Source organism: Nocardia sp. NPDC058499, from assembly GCF_042719915.1.
Classification (GTDB): Bacteria; Actinomycetota; Actinomycetes; order Mycobacteriales; family Mycobacteriaceae; genus Nocardia.
Window position 1 is genome coordinate 463,331 of sequence record NZ_JBHXMZ010000001.1, and the last position, 17,953, is coordinate 481,283.

Annotated in this window: 15 protein-coding genes and 1 pseudogene; 8 read left to right on the top strand and 8 right to left on the bottom strand. The window is 64.3% G+C overall.

The window, feature by feature from the left end; all coding sequences use genetic code 11:
• Nucleotides 1-15: 15 nt before the first annotated feature.
• Both ACFWPH_RS02135 and ACFWPH_RS02140 read right to left on the bottom strand, forming a co-directional pair.
• Complete coding sequence (locus ACFWPH_RS02135) at nt 16-1,863, bottom strand: prenyltransferase/squalene oxidase repeat-containing protein (protein WP_378747606.1); 1,848 nt, start codon at nt 1,861-1,863, stop codon at nt 16-18.
• Nucleotides 1,755-3,068: a hypothetical protein gene (locus tag ACFWPH_RS02140; protein ID WP_378747607.1), complete on the bottom strand. Its 1,314-nt coding sequence runs from the start codon at nt 3,066-3,068 to the stop codon at nt 1,755-1,757. The genes ACFWPH_RS02135 and ACFWPH_RS02140 overlap by 109 nt, the downstream gene beginning before the upstream one ends.
• 222 nt (nt 3,069-3,290) lie before the next feature.
• Between ACFWPH_RS02140 and asnB the strand changes: the two genes are divergently transcribed.
• From asnB to ACFWPH_RS02165, 5 genes and pseudogenes are all read left to right on the top strand, one after another.
• The gene (gene asnB, locus ACFWPH_RS02145; protein ID WP_378747608.1) at nt 3,291-5,117 is read left to right on the top strand and encodes an asparagine synthase (glutamine-hydrolyzing); all 1,827 of its coding nucleotides are present in this window, start codon (nt 3,291-3,293) and stop codon (nt 5,115-5,117) included.
• 101 nt (nt 5,118-5,218) lie between these two features.
• Nucleotides 5,219-5,641: an organic hydroperoxide resistance protein gene (locus ACFWPH_RS02150; protein ID WP_378747609.1), complete on the top strand. Its 423-nt coding sequence runs from the start codon at nt 5,219-5,221 to the stop codon at nt 5,639-5,641.
• Nucleotides 5,642-5,991: 350 nt separating this feature from the next.
• Nucleotides 5,992-6,462: a hypothetical protein gene (locus tag ACFWPH_RS02155; protein ID WP_378747611.1), complete on the top strand. Its 471-nt coding sequence runs from the start codon at nt 5,992-5,994 to the stop codon at nt 6,460-6,462.
• Nucleotides 6,463-6,529: 67 nt separating this feature from the next.
• Nucleotides 6,530-6,736 (top strand): annotated as a pseudogene (locus tag ACFWPH_RS02160) (transposase); the annotation flags it as partial.
• A 398-nt stretch (nt 6,737-7,134) separates the two neighbouring features.
• The gene (locus ACFWPH_RS02165; protein ID WP_378747612.1) at nt 7,135-7,824 is read left to right on the top strand and encodes an SAM-dependent methyltransferase; all 690 of its coding nucleotides are present in this window, start codon (nt 7,135-7,137) and stop codon (nt 7,822-7,824) included.
• 293 nt (nt 7,825-8,117) lie between these two features.
• On the opposite strand, the gene ACFWPH_RS02170 is transcribed toward ACFWPH_RS02165, so the two are convergent.
• The 6 genes from ACFWPH_RS02170 to ACFWPH_RS02195 all read right to left on the bottom strand — a co-directional run bounded on the left by ACFWPH_RS02170 (nt 8,118) and on the right by ACFWPH_RS02195 (nt 14,132).
• Complete coding sequence (locus tag ACFWPH_RS02170) at nt 8,118-9,794, bottom strand: fumarate hydratase (RefSeq protein ID WP_378747613.1); 1,677 nt, start codon at nt 9,792-9,794, stop codon at nt 8,118-8,120.
• Nucleotides 9,795-9,954: 160 nt separating this feature from the next.
• The gene (locus tag ACFWPH_RS02175) at nt 9,955-10,488 is read right to left on the bottom strand and encodes an NUDIX domain-containing protein (RefSeq protein ID WP_378747615.1); all 534 of its coding nucleotides are present in this window, start codon (nt 10,486-10,488) and stop codon (nt 9,955-9,957) included.
• A 36-nt stretch (nt 10,489-10,524) separates the two neighbouring features.
• Nucleotides 10,525-11,742, bottom strand: a complete 1,218-nt coding sequence (gene mftD, locus ACFWPH_RS02180) for a pre-mycofactocin synthase MftD (protein WP_378747616.1) — start codon at nt 11,740-11,742, stop codon at nt 10,525-10,527.
• Nucleotides 11,739-12,440 (bottom strand): mycofactocin biosynthesis peptidyl-dipeptidase MftE, encoded by a 702-nt coding sequence (gene mftE, locus ACFWPH_RS02185; protein WP_378747618.1) that lies wholly within the window; start codon nt 12,438-12,440, stop codon nt 11,739-11,741. Before mftE ends, mftD begins: the two co-directional genes overlap by 4 nt.
• A gap of 115 nt (nt 12,441-12,555) precedes the next feature.
• On the bottom strand, nt 12,556-12,777 hold the full coding sequence (locus ACFWPH_RS02190) for an acyl-CoA dehydrogenase family protein (protein WP_378747619.1): 222 nt from the start codon (nt 12,775-12,777) through the stop codon (nt 12,556-12,558).
• Nucleotides 12,778-12,938: 161 nt separating this feature from the next.
• Nucleotides 12,939-14,132, bottom strand: a complete 1,194-nt coding sequence (locus ACFWPH_RS02195; RefSeq protein WP_378747620.1) for an IS110 family transposase — start codon at nt 14,130-14,132, stop codon at nt 12,939-12,941.
• 263 nt (nt 14,133-14,395) lie between these two features.
• On the opposite strand from ACFWPH_RS02195, the gene ACFWPH_RS02200 reads away from it, so the two are divergent.
• The 3 genes from ACFWPH_RS02200 (at nt 14,396) to ACFWPH_RS02210 (ending at nt 17,796) form a co-directional block, all read left to right on the top strand.
• Nucleotides 14,396-15,235 carry an IS5 family transposase gene (locus ACFWPH_RS02200; RefSeq protein ID WP_378747621.1) on the top strand — a complete coding sequence of 280 codons (840 nt, stop codon included), beginning with the start codon at nt 14,396-14,398 and terminating at the stop codon, nt 15,233-15,235.
• A 209-nt stretch (nt 15,236-15,444) separates the two neighbouring features.
• Nucleotides 15,445-16,629: an IS110 family transposase gene (locus ACFWPH_RS02205; protein ID WP_378748210.1), complete on the top strand. Its 1,185-nt coding sequence runs from the start codon at nt 15,445-15,447 to the stop codon at nt 16,627-16,629.
• Nucleotides 16,630-16,818: 189 nt separating this feature from the next.
• Nucleotides 16,819-17,796, top strand: a complete 978-nt coding sequence (locus ACFWPH_RS02210; protein WP_378747622.1) for a class I SAM-dependent methyltransferase — start codon at nt 16,819-16,821, stop codon at nt 17,794-17,796.
• Nucleotides 17,797-17,953 lie beyond the last annotated feature (157 nt).

Here is a 17,953-nt window from a genome sequence, read left to right on the forward strand (position 1 = left end):
GCACGAACTCGCCTCTCAGGACAGTGTCAATGCGGGCAATTCCGTCGGGTCACCGCCGAAACGGCGGCGGAGCAGCTGCGCGAGACACTCGGCCAGTTGGCCGCCACCGGCCACGGCCAAGGGGGTCCACGCGGTACCCTGGGGTACGGAAATCCGATCCAGGAACCGGTGCATCGGTCCGGTATCGATGTCGATTCCGAAGCGGTCGGCCGTCGCCGCGGCCTCATAGCTGCTGAGTAGGTCCGGCATTCGGGCGCCCTCGTTGGCGAACCCACCGCTGTTCACGCGATGACGATCCAGCAGTTCGGTCGCCTCCGCACGCGCCTGACTACCGAGGTGACTCCGAATCCGTAGAGCCTGCAATCCGGCTCGCAGAGTCACCGGCGCCCCCGGTACCTGGCGGTAGGCCACCGTGTCACCGTCTCGACAAGCGGCGACGAACCGTAGGACACCCTCGACATCGACTGCCCGCTCGGGTGCGACGTCCAACAGTCGCAGTATTTCCACAGCGGCCGATGTCGAGACGAGGTCCGATCCACGACCGTGCCAGTAGCCGAATCCACCATCGGGGTTCTGTAGCTCCCGCAACCACTCGATGATCTCGCCTCGCGCGACGGGGTCGCCCTGGCCTGCTCCTGCGGCGAGCGCCCACAGGGTGCATCGGATCTCGCTGCCGCGCGCCGGCATGTACATGACCCCGCCTTCGTTCGGCAGTCGGCATCCTTCGAGCCAGCGCAACCACGCGGACCGGTCGGGATGGTCCGGCGAACTGCTCAACGTAGCGGCCGCAGTGCTCAGCGCGTCACCGGCCTCGGACGGCTCGCGATAGGTGAACCCCCCTGCCGAGCATGCCAGTTCGTGCACTCTCGCGACCACTGGAATCGTGTGTGCGCCGAGGTCACCGCCGAGCGCGCGCAGTGAACCGATTGCACAGAACGATGCCCACACGTCGGCCACGTCGTAGCCACTCCACCGGACGAACGCGCCGGCGGAGTTCCGGAGCCCCATGATCCATTCGAGGCAACTCCCACGATCACGAGGACCGCTTCCCAATGCCTCGAGCGTCGCCGTCGCACGATACGTGGCCCACATACACGGAACGGACGCAGCAGCGCCGAAACGAAACCCACCCGCGGCCACCTGCTGCGCGCGAATCCATTCTACGAGCAAGGGAACATTCCACGGTGGTGCGAGCTCCGGCTCCCCGGATCGCAACGCACGCCACGCCATCACGCCGTAGAAGCAGGCACGAGTGTCGGCTCCGTTCGTCGCCGCGTGTTCGGGAGTCCAGCTCAGTCCACCCTCGCGCGTTTGCAACCGACTCAGCCAGGTGAGCAACCGCTGCCGGTCAGGCACATCGCTGCGAAACAGCTCGACCACAGTCCGGGTGGAGAAGTGTGTCGCCCAGACATCCGGAGCCTGGCCCGGCATCATGGCGTACGCGCCATCGGTCCACGAACTGTCCAGCCATGCCAATGTCCGGTCGAGGCGCGGTACCTCGACTCCGAGATCGGCCAATGCCTGCGTGCAATAGAAGGTCGCCCAAGCATCGGAGGCCATGCCCCGGCTCCAGGAGTACCCGCCATCCGAATTCTGCCGACCGACGAGATTGGCCGCAGTCGCCGCCACATCGGGGACGCTATCGACTCGATCCAACCAGCGCAGAGTTCGTACAGCCGCATAGGTACACCAGAGATCGGGCTCACCCGTAGCTATCGACGGCCCTGCGGGCGCGACGGGCGAGTTGCCGACGATCATCGGCTCGTCTCCAACACCCGGAAGTTCGAACGCTTCCAACTCTTCTGCGACGCACCGCTTTTGGTCTGAGCCGGCAGTTGATTGACGAACAGCACCTCGTCCCATTCGACGTGCAATGTGTCGCGGGACCTGCGCTGTAGCCGTTCTACGGTCTCCGACTCGGTGGCCCGGTCCCAGAAAACGTCCCGCTCCAAGAGCAGGCGTGCGAACTGTCCCGAGGCATCCGCTTCTATCAGGTACCCTGTTGCTTCCGTGGCGCCGTAGACAACTTCTTCGACACCCCGGATGTCCAGGCCCACCTGGCGCACGGTCAGCGCGTCAGAGCTGCGACCGAGAACGACGACCACCGGGTTGGCGCTGCCGCACCCACAGCCCGAGCTGACCGTGACACTATCCCCAGTGTCCAGCCGGAGCAGCGCCCGAGCGCTCATGTTCAGCGGCGTCACGATGAGCCTGCCCGTTCCCGACTCAGGTAACGGCACCACCTCGTCACCGAGGGCGAGTTCGAAATAGTTGGTCGCCGACAACAGGTGCAGGCGGTCGTTGCGGCAGGTGGCCGCGAGCGTCCCGGTCTCTGTGCTGCCATAGCTCGCGTCGAACGCGTGGGCGTCCCACCACTGACCCAGCCGCCCACGGAAGGCTGGGGTACTGACCTCACCGAGCAACATCAACTTCGACACCGACCGGTTCATCTCACCCAGCGCACCCCGCTGCCTCAGCAACCGGCTGAATTGCAGCGCCACACCCGGAGCCACAAAGATGGTAGTCGGCTGCAATGCCTCCCACATGCCGATGATGCGATCCCAGTCACAAATGCCGGTAGCGAAGGGGTAGGCCCGGACATGCGGAATACCGAGATATTCACAGACTCCGACGATCATGTCCGCGACCGGCACTACATCGGACGGAACCATGATCAGGACGCGCTCATTCGCTGTGAACAACCGGCGCCAGGCCTCGGCGACGGACACCACATTCCAAATTGTGTCAGCCGCATGTCGCGGTGTCGGGGTCGGGAGCCCCGTAGTACCCGTGGTCTCGTAATATTTCGCGGCGGAATCCATATCAGCCGTCATGAATTTAGCCGGCGCCGCTTTGAGTTGGTCCTTGGAAGTGACCGGCAAAGCTCTGAATTCCGGATTATTGAACTCTCCCAGCGAGCGGTAAGCGCTGGCCCGCCTCGCCCGCGACCACGCAGACGCCAATTTCTTAGAATAAAAGCTTTCGGTGGGCGTCCTGTCGTAATTATCGAGAACCTCGCTGCGGGACCTTTCCAGTAAATGGAAACGGTCAATGCTGTTGACCAGCACGATAAATCCCCCTATCACGCACTGCGGAGTATCCGCTAATACCTATTCCCTCGAATGGTGCCAGTTTAGATCTAAATCGTCAACCCCGCAAGGGGTTGACGCTACAATCTTCCCCATTATAGGATCGCCGCTGCCCATTCTGTGCAGCCCCGTCTGCCGTAATCTTGTAAACTTTTCCATTGCTAACAGTTGAACAGAAAACGAACATTTCAGGAGGAATCCATGTGCGGTATCGCGGGATGGATCGACTTCAGCCGTTCTCACAGATCTGAACGTGCTGTATTGGCGCGAGTAACCGAGACAATGGCGCTCCGGGGCCCCGATTCGAGCGGGCTGTGGCTCGATACCCATGTGGCCCTCGGGCACCGCCGATTGGCGGTCATCGACATCCACGGAGGCAACCAGCCCATGGTGTCCGGCCCGAGCGCCGAACCGCGGGCGGTGCTCTCCTATAGCGGAGAGGTATACAACTTCCGCGAGCTTCGGGCCGAGCTGGCCGACCGGGGCCACACATTCAACACCAGCAGTGACACCGAGGTCGTCCTGAACGCCTACCTCGAATGGGGTATCGACTCTGTTCAGCACTTCAACGGAATGTTCGCGTTCGCGCTCTGGGACGCACGCCGGCAACGCCTTCTCCTGGTCAGGGACCGACTGGGTGTGAAGCCGCTCTACTATGCCAAGCTGGGATCGGGCGTCCTGTTCGGCTCAGAGCCCAAAGCGGTGTTCGCACATCCCGAGTTCGACCGCAAACTCGACCACGACGGCCTCGCCGATATGCTCTCCCTGGCGAAAACACCTGGTAAAACCCCATTTCGAGGCCTCTACGAGCTGCCACCCGGTCACCTACTGGTCGTCGACCGCAGCGGGACCCGCCGCCAACAGTACTGGAGTTTGCAGAGCAGACCCCATGACGACGACATCCCCACCACCATCGGCCATGTGCGCGAGTTGTTGGAGGACATTGTCGAACGCCAGCTGATCACCGATGTCCCCCTGTGTACCCTACTGTCCGGCGGACTTGACTCCAGCGCACTGACGGCGATTGCCGCCAATTCGCTGAAAACGCACGACGCCGGACAAGTCCGCTCCTTCTCGGTCGATTTTGTCGGCAGTGCGGACGATTTCGAGAGCAGTGAATTCCGGCCCGATCGGGACAATCCGTACGCCATCGCCGTTTCCCAGCACGTCGGCACCGTGCACAGCACAATCGAGCTGTCTCACCGAGCACTGTCCGAGCGGGGAGTGCGGCAGGCGGTCCTAGATGCCCACGACCTCCCACTGACTTTCGGTGACGTGGACACCTCATTGCATCTGTTGTTCGCGAATATCAGAAGACGGTCGACCGTCGCACTGTCCGGTGAATCGGCGGACGAGGTCTTCGGCGGCTATGTCTGGTTCCACGACCCAAAAGTCATCGGGAACGACGATTTTCCCTGGCTGAGCCGTATGCAACTCATCACCTCCGATCTGCTCACCGACAACTTTCGCAACCAGACCCAGTTCGACAGTTCGCGGATCGACAGCTACAAACAAGCCATCGACGAGGTGGAGCATCTGTCCGATTACGACCAGCAGAATCGTCGAATGCGCGAGATCAGCTATCTCCACCTGACTCGGTGGCTGCAGATTCTTCTCGACCGCAAAGACCGCCTCAGCATGGCCGCAGGCCTGGAAGTGCGCGTACCCTTCTGCGACCACAGGCTGGTCGAATACCTATACAACGTCCCATGGAGTATCAAGAGTTGCGATGGGCGGGAAAAAAGTGTCCTGCGTGGAGCCGTCGCGGATCTACTGCCGGCATCGGTGCTGAGTCGAAAGAAGAGTCCCTACCCCACCAACGGCAGCGACCACTACGAGCAAGAGTTGCGAGAGTCGGTGACCACCCTCCTCGACGAGAATTCCTCACCGGCGTTCGACATGATCGATCCCGATCGGTTGCGGACTCTGCTCGAGCGACCTCGCGGCTATTTCTATACACAACTGCACCGAAATCCGCTGGAAACAACCCTGATACTCCACGATTGGCTGCTCGCCAACTGGGGCTGATCGGCATCCGGAGGCCGCGCAACGCCACAGGCACGGCGGGCGTACCCGCCCCCTGATGTCTGTTCGATATCCATCCACCGAAAAGAATCGATAGGACCGACGTGAACATCTTGTATACCGCAGAAGCTCTTGCCACCGGAGACGGACGGAACGGACACGCACGGACCACTGACGGCAAGCTCGACGTGCCGCTGTCCGCCCCCAGAGAACTCGGTGGCGCAGGGGAAGGCACGAACCCCGAGCAACTCTTCGCCGCCGGCTACGCCGCGTGCTTCCATGCGGCGCTCCGCCTGGCTGCGAAGGATGCGGATCATAATGTCGCTGATTCCGGAGTTGGCGCGCGGGTCGGTCTCGGGTCCGACGATAGCGGTGCATTCGGTCTCACCGTCACGCTTGAGGTTTCCCTGCCGCACCTGTCGCCCCAGGAGGCGCAAGTCCTCGCCGACAAGGCGCACCAGCGCTGTCCATACTCGAACGCGATCCGCGGCAACGTCGACGTTCTGGTCACTATCGCTCGCAATTGACTCAGCACGGCATCACCGCGCCTTTCAGGATCTACAGAGATCCTAGCCGCCAACGATGGTAGATCGAGCGTACATCTTCCTGGCTGACCTGCCATCCCCGATTTAACATCCGCTAGACAGCCGGATCGTGGTGTTTTCCCGACAGTGCCGCGCCACTGTCGTGTGCGGATCGGCCGGTGAGGACTCGAATCCGGCGCCGGACGAGCAGCCGACGCGCGACTCGGGGAAACCTGCTGGACAACTCTCTCCATCCCTGGGTATCCCGTTGTCGGGTAACGAATGCCACACGAGCAGCAACATTTGCGGATGACCAGCTCGCTGAAGCGAGGGTGAGGAGCCCTGGGGAGTGTGTGCTCCTGGCCGGGGTCGCCGTCCACGGTGATCGGGTCGCTGTCGACGGCGAAGTGCTCGCCGAGGGCCACCCGGTACGGGATGCGTGGATCGGGCAACCCGATCCTGTGATGAATGCCTCGAACCACCCGGTCGGCTACTGCGACCTCCCCGAAGAAGCGCAGTTCCGGGAACGGCCCTGCGGCTGCGGGTGCGGCGAGATATCCACCCGTGATTTCCTGCCCGGCCACGATGTACGCGCCTTCCAGGACCGGGTCCGGCGGATGTTCGCCGGATCGGCGCTCGAATTCATCCGCTGGGTCGACCGCATGGCCGGCGAACACGGCGTACCCGTGATCTCGCCTACGGCGCATACCCGGCTGTCACCGATGATCAACGCGAACTGCTCTCGGGACAGGCGTTCTCTGTTGGCCTTCCATACTCCCCGGCCCGAGGTCCATGCCTCCTCTTCGGTCATTCTCGGAAAGTAACCGACATGCTCCCGCCTTACAGGGCGTCTTACGTGGGTGTAATTCGTTGTCCGGCATGATGTGACCCGTGGTCGACAGGCTTGCTCATAGACTGGTCCCGGATGCGTTGTGGGACATCGTGAAACCTCTGCTTCCCGAGTTCACGCCCAGGCGGCAGGACGGCGGGACTTCACCTGTGGACGAGCGCGCTGTGTTCACCGCAGTCGTGTTCGTGTTGACCAGCGGTTGCGCGTGGCGCCACCTACCGCCCTCGTTCGGGGTGAGCGTGCTGACCAGGATTGTCACCTATCTGGAGTTCTGACCGAAGCGCCCCATAGAACAAGGCCCAGCCGGCTGTCCCGCAGGGCGGGAAGGTCAAACATTGCCGCGTCGAGAGCGCGTGAGCGCCGGAGAACGGCCGTGAACCCTCTAACCGACCCGAAGGCCGGGTGTCGCCGGCGGCATCGGTGGGGCTCGAGGCAGCGAGGGACAAGGAGACGTGGAGTGCGTCGCGGCCGTATCCAAATGTCGATCAGTATCTGAAACTTCTCGAACGTACTCGAGCCGGGCTCAACGCCCTCGATGTTCAGACTTCGGCGGCGTGCGAGGTCACACGTGATGACTGCGAACGTCCGCAACACGAGGTGGACGGTGTGATCGCACGGTGGAACGCCGAACATCCGGAGGTACGCCGTGACTACTGACCGGGCAGGCGCCGCGATGCCGTCGACGAGGCTCGAAGGGGCGGCGGAGCTCGCGGGGTTCGGTTTCGACCGGCCGAGTGTTGCGCGAGTGTGGAACTCGATGCTCGGCGGGAAGGACAATTACCCGCCGGACGAGCGCGTCGTTCTGGAATTGGAGCAGCTTGCGCCGGGACAGCCCGCTGCCGCCAGGGCAAGCAGGGAGTTCCAGCAACGGGTCCTGTGGTACCTCGTGAGCACGGCCGGAGTGCGGCAGTTTCTCGATCTCGGTGCCGGTCTGTCGTTTCCGGAGCCCGGTCGGATGAATACCCACCAGGTCGTGAATACGGTGCGCGGGGTCGCTGAAGCGGACCGGGCAACAGTTGTCTACATCGATAGCGACCCGGTCTGTGTCGCGCACGGTCGTGCACTGCTCACAAACGGGCAGTCGCATTATCTTCCCCGCGATATCACCGATCCGCATCTGCTGCACGATCCAGCCGTCGCCACATACTTCGACCTCGACCATCCGATCTGCGTCTTGCTGTGCGGGGTCCTGCCTCACCTCGACGATCGCCTCGATCCTGCAGGGATCGTGCACGGCCGGGCGGAGGTGCTGCCGCCGGGCGCGTTCCGGGTCCTCACCCACCTCCACGACCCTGGCGGGCTCCTGCACCGAACAGCGGCCGTGTGTCAGACCTGAATCTGGGAATGCTCGGGTCCGGCCGGTTTCGCACTCGCGCGCAGATCACCGGCTTTTCGATGCCTGCAGATCGTCGAGCCGGGCCTGGTGCGGCCGGGCGATTGGTGGCCGTGCGGTCCGCCTGCCCGGTTCCGGTCGGTGGCGGAGTGGTTGCTGCTTTCGGGGTCGGCTGGAAGGGGTCATGTCAGTAAGCTCACTGAGGTGGCCGATACCTGGATTGGACCCGGGCCTCATCGAGACCAGCACGGCCCCGCAGGGGCGACCCGGACCAGGCCTGCGCATGGGGGTTCAGCTCAGACCCGTTCTTTGGACCGGGTGCGCACGCGCAGGGCGATCGGTTTCTGGGTTTCGGCGAAGAAATCGTTGCCTTTGTCGTCGACCACGATGAACGCCGGGAAATCCTCGACCTCGATCTTCCAGACCGCTTCCATACCCAGTTCGGGGTATTCGAGGACCTCCACCGATTTGATGCAGTCCAGGGCGAGCCGGGCGGCGGGGCCGCCGATCGAGCCGAGGTAGAAACCGCCGTGTTCCTTGCAGGCGCGGGTGACCTGGGCGGAGCGGTTGCCCTTGGCGAGCATGACGAAGGAACCGCCGGCGGCCTGGAATTGGTCGACGTAGGAGTCCATGCGGCCCGCGGTGGTGGGGCCGAAGGAACCGGAGGCGTAACCGTCGGGGGTTTTGGCGGGGCCGGCGTAGTAGACGGCCATATCCCGCAGGTACTGCGGCATCTCCTCGCCCGCGTCGAGCCGTTCCTTGATCTTGGCGTGCGCGATATCGCGGGCCACCACCAGCGGACCGGACAGCGAAAGCCGGGTCTTGACCGGGTATTTCGACAACTCGGCGCGGATCTCGTCCATCGGCCGGTTCAGGTCGACCTTCACGACATCGCCGCCGAGGATCTCGTCGGTCTGTTCCGGCAGGTACTGCGCGGGTTCGCGTTCGAGCTGTTCCAGGAACACACCCTCGGGCGTGATCTTGGCCAGCGCCTGCCGGTCGGCGGAACAGGAGACCGCCAGGGCGACCGGGCAGCTCGCACCGTGCCGGGGCAACCGGACCACGCGCACATCGTGGCAGAAGTACTTACCGCCGAACTGGGCGCCGATACCGAACGACTGGGTCAGTTTGAACACTTCCTGCTCGAGTTCGAGATCGCGGAAGGCGTGCCCGGCCATCGAGCCTTTGGTGGGCAGGTTGTCCAGATAGTGCGCAGAAGCGTATTTGGCGGTTTTCAGCGCGAATTCGGCGCTGGTACCGCCGATGACCACAGCGAGGTGGTACGGCGGGCAGGCCGCGGTGCCCAGTGAGCGGATCTTCTCGTCCAGGAATTCCAGCATCCGGGTGGGATTCAGGATGGCCTTGGTTTCCTGGTAGAGAAAGGATTTGTTCGCCGAACCGCCACCCTTGGCCATGTACAGGAATTTGTAGGACGGCTGCGCGGGATCGCCCGGCGCGGAATACAGCTCGACCTGGGCGGGCAGATTCGAGCCGGTGTTCTTCTCGTCCCACATGGTCACGGGCGCCAGCTGGGAATACCGCAGATTCAGTTTCGTGTAGGCGTCGAAAACGCCACGGCTGATCCATTCGGCGTCGTCCACGCCGGTGAGCACGCCCTCGGACTTCTTACCCATCACGATGGCCGTGCCGGTGTCCTGGCACATGGGCAGGACGCCACCGGCGGAGATATTGACGTTCTTGAGCAGGTCGAGTGCGACGAACCGGTCGTTACCGCTGGCCTCGGGATCGTCGATGATCCGGCGCAGCTGCGCCAGATGCGCGGGCCGCAGATAGTGGCTGATGTCGTGCATCGCCTCGGCGGTGAGCATGCGCAGCACCTCCGGGTCGACCTGCAGGAAGGCCCGGCCGCCGGATTCGAAGGTGCGGACACCCTCGGTGGTGAGCAGCCGGTACGGGGTGTCGTCGGCGCCGATCGGGAGCAGGTCTGAATAGCGGAACTCGGGAGCGGTCACCGATCGCACTCCTTCGGAAGTGGGCTGCGGGTGGAACAGAGCACAGCCACGGTGGACGCCGCTGTACCGGAGGTCGAGCACAGCGAGCTTAGCGACCGGCCCCCACGCAGCCGGAAGTTAGGCAAACCTAAATCGTAACCTCCGGAGGGCGTCCGCGGCGCTACTGCCGATGAAGTTTCAGCAACAGGTAGGCGGCCAGCGACGGACTGTCGGCGATCACCCCGTCCCGCAGCATGCCCTCCACATCCGACCGCGAAAACCACTGCTGGTGCATGTCCTGCTCGGTGTGCTCGCGATTCGGCTCACCGGGCGACAGATCTGTGGCGAGGAAAACATGGCACCCCTCCCCGGTCATCGCATTCGCGACCTGGACCCGGCCGAGCCACTCCAGCCGGCCCGCCGTGAAACCGGTTTCCTCGGCGAGTTCGGCCGCGGCCAATTCCTCCGGAGTTCCCGTCACCCCGGCCGGAAACGCGCCCGACGGGAACTCCCAGGTCCGGGCGCGCACCGGGTACCGATATTGCTCCACGAGATGGAAGCCCTCGTTGTCCATGGGGATGACGAGCGCGAAGTCCGGTTTCTCGATCACCGAGTACAGGCCGGGTGACCCGTCCCCGCGCTCGATCCGGTCCTCACGCACCGTCAACCACGGATTTTCGTACACGACCCTGGACGCCACGGTTCTGATGCTCACGCGTCCAGTGTCATGCCGCGACCAGCCGGCTGCCGGTTATACGGCTTCTGCGGCCGAGTCCGGAACCCGCAACTGCGCCGGCGCCTCGACGCCGAGCCGGCGTTCGAAACCCTCCGGAATCACGATGTCCGACCGGTCCAGGTCGGTGACGTTGGTCTTGCGCAGCCCGAGCAGCGCGGAATCGATACCGCCGCGCAACAGGTCCAGTACGTTCTCGACCCCGGCCTGCCCGTTGGCCGCCAGACCCCACAGGTAGGCGCGGCCGATCATGACCGCCCGGGCACCGAGCGCCACGGCCTTCACGACATCGCTACCGCGCCGGATACCGCCGTCGAGCAGGATCTCGATCTCGTGGCCCACCGCATCGGCCACCACCGGCAGTGCACGGATGGACGCCGGGGTGCCGTCCAGGTTGTTACCGCCGTGGTTGGACACCGAAATGGCCGCGACACCGGCATCGACTGCGCGCCGGGCGTCGTCCACCCGCATCACACCCTTGAGCATCACCGGGCCGTCCCACTGTTCGCAGACCCAGGCCACATCGGACCAGTCCGGGGCCGCGGTGCCCATCCATTCGCCGTAGGCGCCGAAGAAACCGGGGGCGGGGGCATCGCCGAGCGCCATATTGGGGGCGGTGAGGTCGGGCAGGGCACCCGAACGCAGGTAGGCGGTCAGCCAGCGCGGTTTGGTGATGACCTGCGGCGCGAAACTCGCCATGGTGCGCAGGTCCAGTTTTTCCGGGATGACCGGCGAACCCCAGTCCCGGCCCATCGAGAACGACCAGTCGAGGGTGAGGATCAGTCCGACCGCGCCCGCGGCCTTCGCCCGTGCCATCCGCGCGGAGATATCGTCCTTGCTACCGCACCAGTAGAGCTGGAAGAAGGTCATCGGATTCGCGGCGACGACCTCCTCCACGGGTTTGCTGGCGAAGGAAGACAGCCCCATGGCGGTGCCCCGGGCGGCCGCGGCGCGCGCCACGGCGACCTCACCGTCGGGATGGACGGCCTGCACACCGGTCGGCGAGATCATGACCGGCATCGAGATCTGCTGGCCCATCACGGTGGTGGACTGGTCGCGTTCGCCGATCGGGCCGGCGACGTGCGGGGCGAAACCGAGCTCGGTGAACGCGGCCTGGTTGTCGTCGATGGTCTGGCCGCGCTCCGAACCGGCGACCAGGGCGCCGTACACGGATTTCGGCAGCCGCTTCTTGGCCCGGCGGTGCGCCTCGGCGACGGTTTCGAACCACGGATTCATGGTCGGATCCTTTCCACTGGTTCCGGCCACCATTGCCGGACCTGATCGAACAACTGGTTGACGAGCTGGGTGAGCAACCGCTCGCCCTCGGCGGCGGTGGCGCCGGTGGGATCGCCGAGGACCCCGTTGGCGCTGACGGCACGCACCCCACCGGCGCGCAACTGTGGCAACACCTCCGGCAGGGGGCGGGTGTCACCGGGCCGGGCGCGATCGGCGCGGACACGGTCCGGTGAAAGAGTGAGCTGCAGTGCGGTTTCGGTGCGGCCGGCGTGGGCGTCGCCGGAGTAGCGCGGCAGGAACAGCCGGATATCGCGGGATTCGCTACGCAACAGGGCTACGGCCCGGCGCAGCGGTTCCACATTTCCGCCGTGCCCGTTGACCAGCACGATCCGCTCGAAGGTATCGGTGGCCGACCGGCACAGTTCGACGATCAGCAGTTCCAGCGCGCCCTGCCCGATGGAGAGTGTGCCCGGGAAACCGCTGTGCTCACCGCTGGCGCCGTAGGCGACAGCCGGCGCGACCACCACGTCACGGCGGCGGGCGGCCAGTCCCGCGCACAGCGCGCCGGCAATGTCGGTATCGGTGGACAGGGGCAGGTGGGGGCCGTGCTGCTCGGTGGATCCCACGGGTACCACGAGCAGCGCCCCGCTGTTGCCGAGGTCACCTGCCTCCGGCCATGTGAGGTCCGCCACCAACATGCCGCCGACATTAACGTCAGCGACTGACAAAATCAACAGTGTTGCGGCAAAGAGGTCATCCACATTCCTCGACCGGCCGAGTGCTGGGCTCGATCGAGACGAATGCCCGGTGCGGTCATGCCCGGCGCGGTACCGGGATCACGTACCTGCGGTACAGGAGGTCACGCAATACCTCGTTACCGCCCTCGACGATCGACACATAGCGCATGTCCCGCAGCAGCTTCGCCATCGGTGACTCGTTGGTGTAGCCGAGGCCGCCGAGCAGTTCCGACCCTGCGCCGGCAATATCCCACCCCGCTTGGCCACAAAACATCTTGACGGTCAGTGCGTTCTTCAACGTGCCCTGCCTAGGCCGTGTTTCATAAGCCCGTGGGGCAAGTGCGGAACCCGTTGTCCGGGTGGAGAAGTTGGTGATATGGCGAGGTCTCCGGTAACTGGTTTGATCGACCAAGATCCAACTGAACACCGGAGACTTCCCAATGGAGTTGTCAAGCCGGGTCAGGCCGCCGCTGTAGCGGCTGGGGAGGGTTGGTAGACTCGGTGGTCGCGGATGAGCGCCCATACGACGTTGACGCGTCGTCGAGCGAGTGCGAGGACTGCCTGGTTGTGGCGCTTTCCTTCGACTCGTTTCCGGTCGTAGAACCGCCTCGATTCCGGACAACAGGTGATACTGACCATGGCTGACATGTAGAAAACACGGTTGAGGCCGCGGTGGTAGCGGCGGGGCCTGTGCAGATTGCCGCGGATCCGGCCGGAATCCCAGGGCGCCGGCGCGAGCCCAGCGAACGCGGCCAGGCGGTCCGGGGTCGCGAAGGAAGCCATGTCACCGCCGGTGACGGCGAGAAATTCCGCGCCGAGCAAGCTTCCGAACCCGGGAAGGCTGGTGATCACCTCGGCGAGTTCGTGCTGGCGGAATCGGGTCTCGATGAGTCTTTCGGTCTTCTTGATCTGGTCATTGAGCGCCATTACCTCTTTGGCCAGTTCAGCTATCACGGTGGCGGTCAGCGCCTCACCCGGCAGGCGGATGTGCTGCTGGTGAGCGGCGGCCACAGCCGCTGCCGCGATCTTGTCGGCGTGACGGGCTTTCCTGGTACGTAACCAGCATCCGAGCCGGGCCAGGCCGATTCGGCGTAGTGCGGCGGGGGTTTGGTAGCCGGTCAGCAGCATCAGCTGCCCGGTGCGGGTGAGGTCTTCGAGGGCGCGGTCGAGTGCCGGGAAGATCCCGACCAGCAGACCTCGCAGCCGGTTGATGACTCGGGTGCGGTCGGCAACCAGGTCGCTGCGTCGGGCGGTCAGCAGCTTCAATTCCACGATGACCTCGTCGCCGGGACGCAGCGAGCGCAGGTCACGCCGCATCCTCGCTTGATCGGCGATGATCGTGGCGTCTCGTGAGTCGGTCTTACCTTCGCCTCGGTAGCCGCCGGCCGCGCGATTGAGCGCACGGCCGGGCAGGTAGAGCAGTCGCTGGTCGTGGGCGACGAGCAGACCGATCAGCAATGCCGCACCACCGTCGGGCACATCCATCGCCCACGTGGCCTGGTCACCGAAGTCGGCGGCATCACCCATCAGACGCAGGAGTTCGGTCTCGTCGTTTGCGATCCGCCTCGACAACAGACGCTTTCCTTCGGAGTCGATGACCACGCAATGGTGGTGAGTTCTTCCGACATCGACGCCGGCCCAGATCTGGGCCATGAATACCTCCGGTCGCTCGATACACATTCGTCCTGCGGACGACCACGCCGGCGTTGTCCTACACAGCGATTCGCTCGCACATCCCAATTGGCGGCCGGGTCGTCGCGGGGAACCGGGCGGCCAAGTCTCCGGAGCCATAAAACGGCGACCTCGTGAAAGCCACACCCGGTTCCCCAGGGCCTTCAGACCTTACGACTGGCCTGCACGACCCGGGAAAAAGGTAGGACCTCGTGAACAGCGTAACGGCGTCGTGCCGTGCGGATTTGACTGATGCCCAATGGGCGATGCTGGAACCACTGCTACCTGCCGGTATGAAAGCCGGCCGGCCGCCGCGGTGGTCGAAACGACGCTTGATCGACGGGATCCGGTGGCGGATCCGCACCGGCAGCCCGTGGCGTGACATCCCGCCAGCATATGGGCCGTGGCAAACCGTCTACGGGTTGTTCCGCCGCTGGCAGCGCGACGGAACATGGGAATCACTGCTGACCGCGCTGCAAGCCCACGCCGACGCGGTCGGCGGTATCGAGTGGACAGTGAGTGTGGATTCCACGATCGCCCGAGCCCATCAACATGCAGCCGGGGCCCGCCGTGACTCGGACCGGCAGGTCGAACCGGCGGGTGGTTTCGACGCCGAACCCGCTGATCACGGGCTCGGGCGCTCGCGTGGTGGGTTCACCACGAAACTGCATCTGGCCGCTGATCAGTGCCAGCGCCCGCTGGCGCTCGTGGTTACGCCCGGTCAGTGGGCGGACTGTCCGCAGTTCGCGACGGTGCTCGGCGAGATCCGGGTCCCGCGACTCGGGGTCGGTGGCACCCGGTCTCGCCCGGATCGGGTGCTGGCCGATAAGGCGTATTCGTCAGCGGCCAACCGTGCTTACCTGCGGCGACGCGGGATCAAGGCCACGATCCCGACCAAGGCCGACCAAGCCGCGCATCGCGCGGCGAGAGGCCATGCCGGCGGCCGGCCGCCGGCGTTCGAGCCGAGCCTCAACGTGTTGCGGCATGCGGTGGAATGCGCGATCAGTCGCCTCAAACAGCACCGGGCAGTGGCCACTCGCTACGACTGTGAGGATGAATGGGTGCCGCCCCCGGCGGTGGTCTGACCCGCGCTATGACTGGCCATCGGGCCTTGAGTTTGATCTGTCGACCACTGTCGGGGGTGGTGCTTGCTGCCGCCGGACCAGGCCGGATGTGTCCCGATAGGGGCCTTGCCGCGAACAAGGCACCATCACAGTCCTGACCATCCACGCCCGGCCCGGCGTCGGCCAGCTCAGTCCCGAATCCGTCAGGAGACAGCCGACTCGTGCCCAGCATGCCGCAAGCCGACCACTCTGGTCAGACCGACACCAGCGACGAAACCGTGATCCTGGGAGTCGATACCCACAAAGACACCCACGTCGCCTTCGTTATCGGAGCTCAGGAAAATGCACTGGGGCACTGCGCGTTCCCCACAACGACAGCCGGATATCGGCAGCTATTGAGCTGGGCGAAGGGTTTCGGCAACCTGCAGCGCGCCGGAATGGAGGGCACCAGCTCCTACGGCACCGCGCTGACTCGCTACCTGCAGGAAGCCGGCGTGCGTGTCTTGGAGGTCAATCAGCCCGACAAAGGGAATCGACGCCGCCGCGGCAAGACCGACGTCATCGATGCCGAGGCCGCCGCCAGGGCCGTGCTGTCGGGCCGCGCGAAAGCCGTTGCCAAGACCAGCGACGGACCCGTGGAGATAGTGCGCATGCTCAAGATGACCAAGGAATCGGCGACCAAGTCCCGATCACAAGCCATCAACCAGCTCAAAGCCGTCGTGGTCCGCGCCGATCCGGCATTGCGTGAATCGCTGACCGGGCTGACCAATCCCCGACTGATCCAGCGCTGCGCCGACCTCGAACGCCCGGCCCCGACGACCGCGGAAGCGGCCGCGGTCTACACGCTGCGGTCTCTGGCACGGCGCATCCTGGTTCTGACCGAAGAGATCGACGACCTCACCGCCCAGATCACCGCCACCATCGCCGCCTCCTGCCCCGCGCTGCTGGACTGCTACGGCGTCGGCCCAGACACCGCCGCAGCCTTGCTCGTCACCGCTGGCGACAACCCCGAACGCCTCCACAACGAGGCATCCTTCGCTGCCCTGTGCGGCGTCAGCCCCATCGAGGCATCATCGGGAAAAGCCAGACGCCGCAGACTCAACCGCGGCGGCGACCGCCGCGCCAACTCCGCCCTCTACACCATCGTCATCGCACGTCTGCGCTGGAATGCCGCACCCGCGACTACGTCGCCCGCCGACAATCCGAAGGTAAGACCCGCCGCGAGGCCATCCGATGCCTCAAACGTTACGTCGCGCGAGAGATCTATCAGATCATCACCACATCCAGCAGCCAGACCGCCACTCCGCTCGCCACAGCCGCTTGACATCCATAGGGGCATCAAACTCGCTGTCCGATACCTGGCTACCGTCCGGGTCGCCGCGATCAACCTGTGGTTATCCGGCCACGGCTTATGAAACACGGCCTAGTGCCAAACATGTTCCATTGCACTACACAAGGAGTTGCACCGCAGCATCAACTCCGACTCCCGAGCCTATCGGCCGGTGACACACCGAACCCGACCGCCCGGCACGGCCTCCGGACTGCTCAAAGACCTTCGACTTCCCGGGATTCCACGACTGCACCGAGAGACCAGGAGAAAGACAGTGAACAACGCCACCGAAATTCTGGAGGATTTCAAATGCCTTTTGGAAATGAATACCTCCGATTCCGATATCGCACCCAGCGATCCCCGCAGCCGTCGGATGAGACGGGCGATTTCGTCGATTTACGAGGCGACCGCGGCGGAGTCTTCTAAAGGCGAGATATGGAATTGGGGGGTTCACGACGAGACGCTTGCCGAAGAGTTGAACCGGCTCGCCCCGGATCTTACAGAATTCGGCACCGACGGTTTCTCCGAACAACTCTATCTCCTCGCGGTACGCGATTGTCCGATACCCCTTGACGCCTACGACGGACTGACGGTTCTGGAAGTAGGATGCGGTTTGGGAGAGGGACTGAACCTCTTGTCCCGGTTTCTGGACGCGAAGAGCATGATCGGGCTCGACCTCGCACCGAGCGCTGTGGCGCGCGCCAACGCGCTGCTGTCCCGTGGCGACTCTCTCCGGTTCGTCCAGGGTGATGCCGAACAGTTACCTTTCGGAGACAATGAGATCGATTGTGTCCTCAACATCGAGAGTTCGCACAACTACCCGAATCTGAGCCGATTCTTCAGCGAAGTCGAACGGGTCCTACGTCCAGGTGGCGTGCTATCGCATGTCGATCTGTACACCCGGGCGCGATATGAACGAATGGAACGCCTGAAGCGCGAGAACACCGGCCTCACTTGGATTCACAGCCGGGACATTTCACCCGAGGTCCGGTCATCGGTGGTCCGTCGCATGGCGCCCGGCAGCCTGTTTCGTACGTCGTTCCAGCGAAAAATGGAGGTGTCCGGCACGTGGTTCCTCCCGCGCCGCATCGGAGAGTATTTCCAGATGAACGGCTATGGCGCAGAGTTCGCCGGTGTCGAGAACGACCGTTTCATCCGCGCCCTCAAAGCACTGCGTGTACTATCGCACCTCCCCTTCCCGATCGAGAGTTACTGGCATCATGTAGCCATCAAACCCCCGGCAGACCAGTGAGTTCACCTCATGGACTTGGCGCAGCGCCTGGCCCTACCCTCCCGGCCCAGCTCGACAATTGAGCGCCGGAGTGGTCGAACGAGGCCTGACGAGGAGCCACCGGCGCGGAGTGACGGCAATGGTCCCCGGACCACATCTGTAGGAAGAACAGGCCCCG

What these genes read in the sequence shown, in the direction of transcription:
- mftE (WP_378747618.1), bottom strand. Translation starts at nt 12,440, where the DNA reads ATGTTGGTGGCGGACCTCACATGGCCGGAGGCAGGTGACCTCGGCAAC.
- ACFWPH_RS02195 (WP_378747620.1), bottom strand. Translation starts at nt 14,132, where the DNA reads ATGGCCCAGATCTGGGCCGGCGTCGATGTCGGAAGAACTCACCACCAT.
- ACFWPH_RS02205 (WP_378748210.1), top strand. Translation starts at nt 15,445, where the DNA reads ATGCCGCAAGCCGACCACTCTGGTCAGACCGACACCAGCGACGAAACC.
- asnB (WP_378747608.1), top strand. Translation starts at nt 3,291, where the DNA reads ATGTGCGGTATCGCGGGATGGATCGACTTCAGCCGTTCTCACAGATCT.
- ACFWPH_RS02135 (WP_378747606.1), bottom strand. Translation starts at nt 1,863, where the DNA reads ATGGGACGAGGTGCTGTTCGTCAATCAACTGCCGGCTCAGACCAAAAG.
- mftD (WP_378747616.1), bottom strand. Translation starts at nt 11,742, where the DNA reads ATGAATCCGTGGTTCGAAACCGTCGCCGAGGCGCACCGCCGGGCCAAG.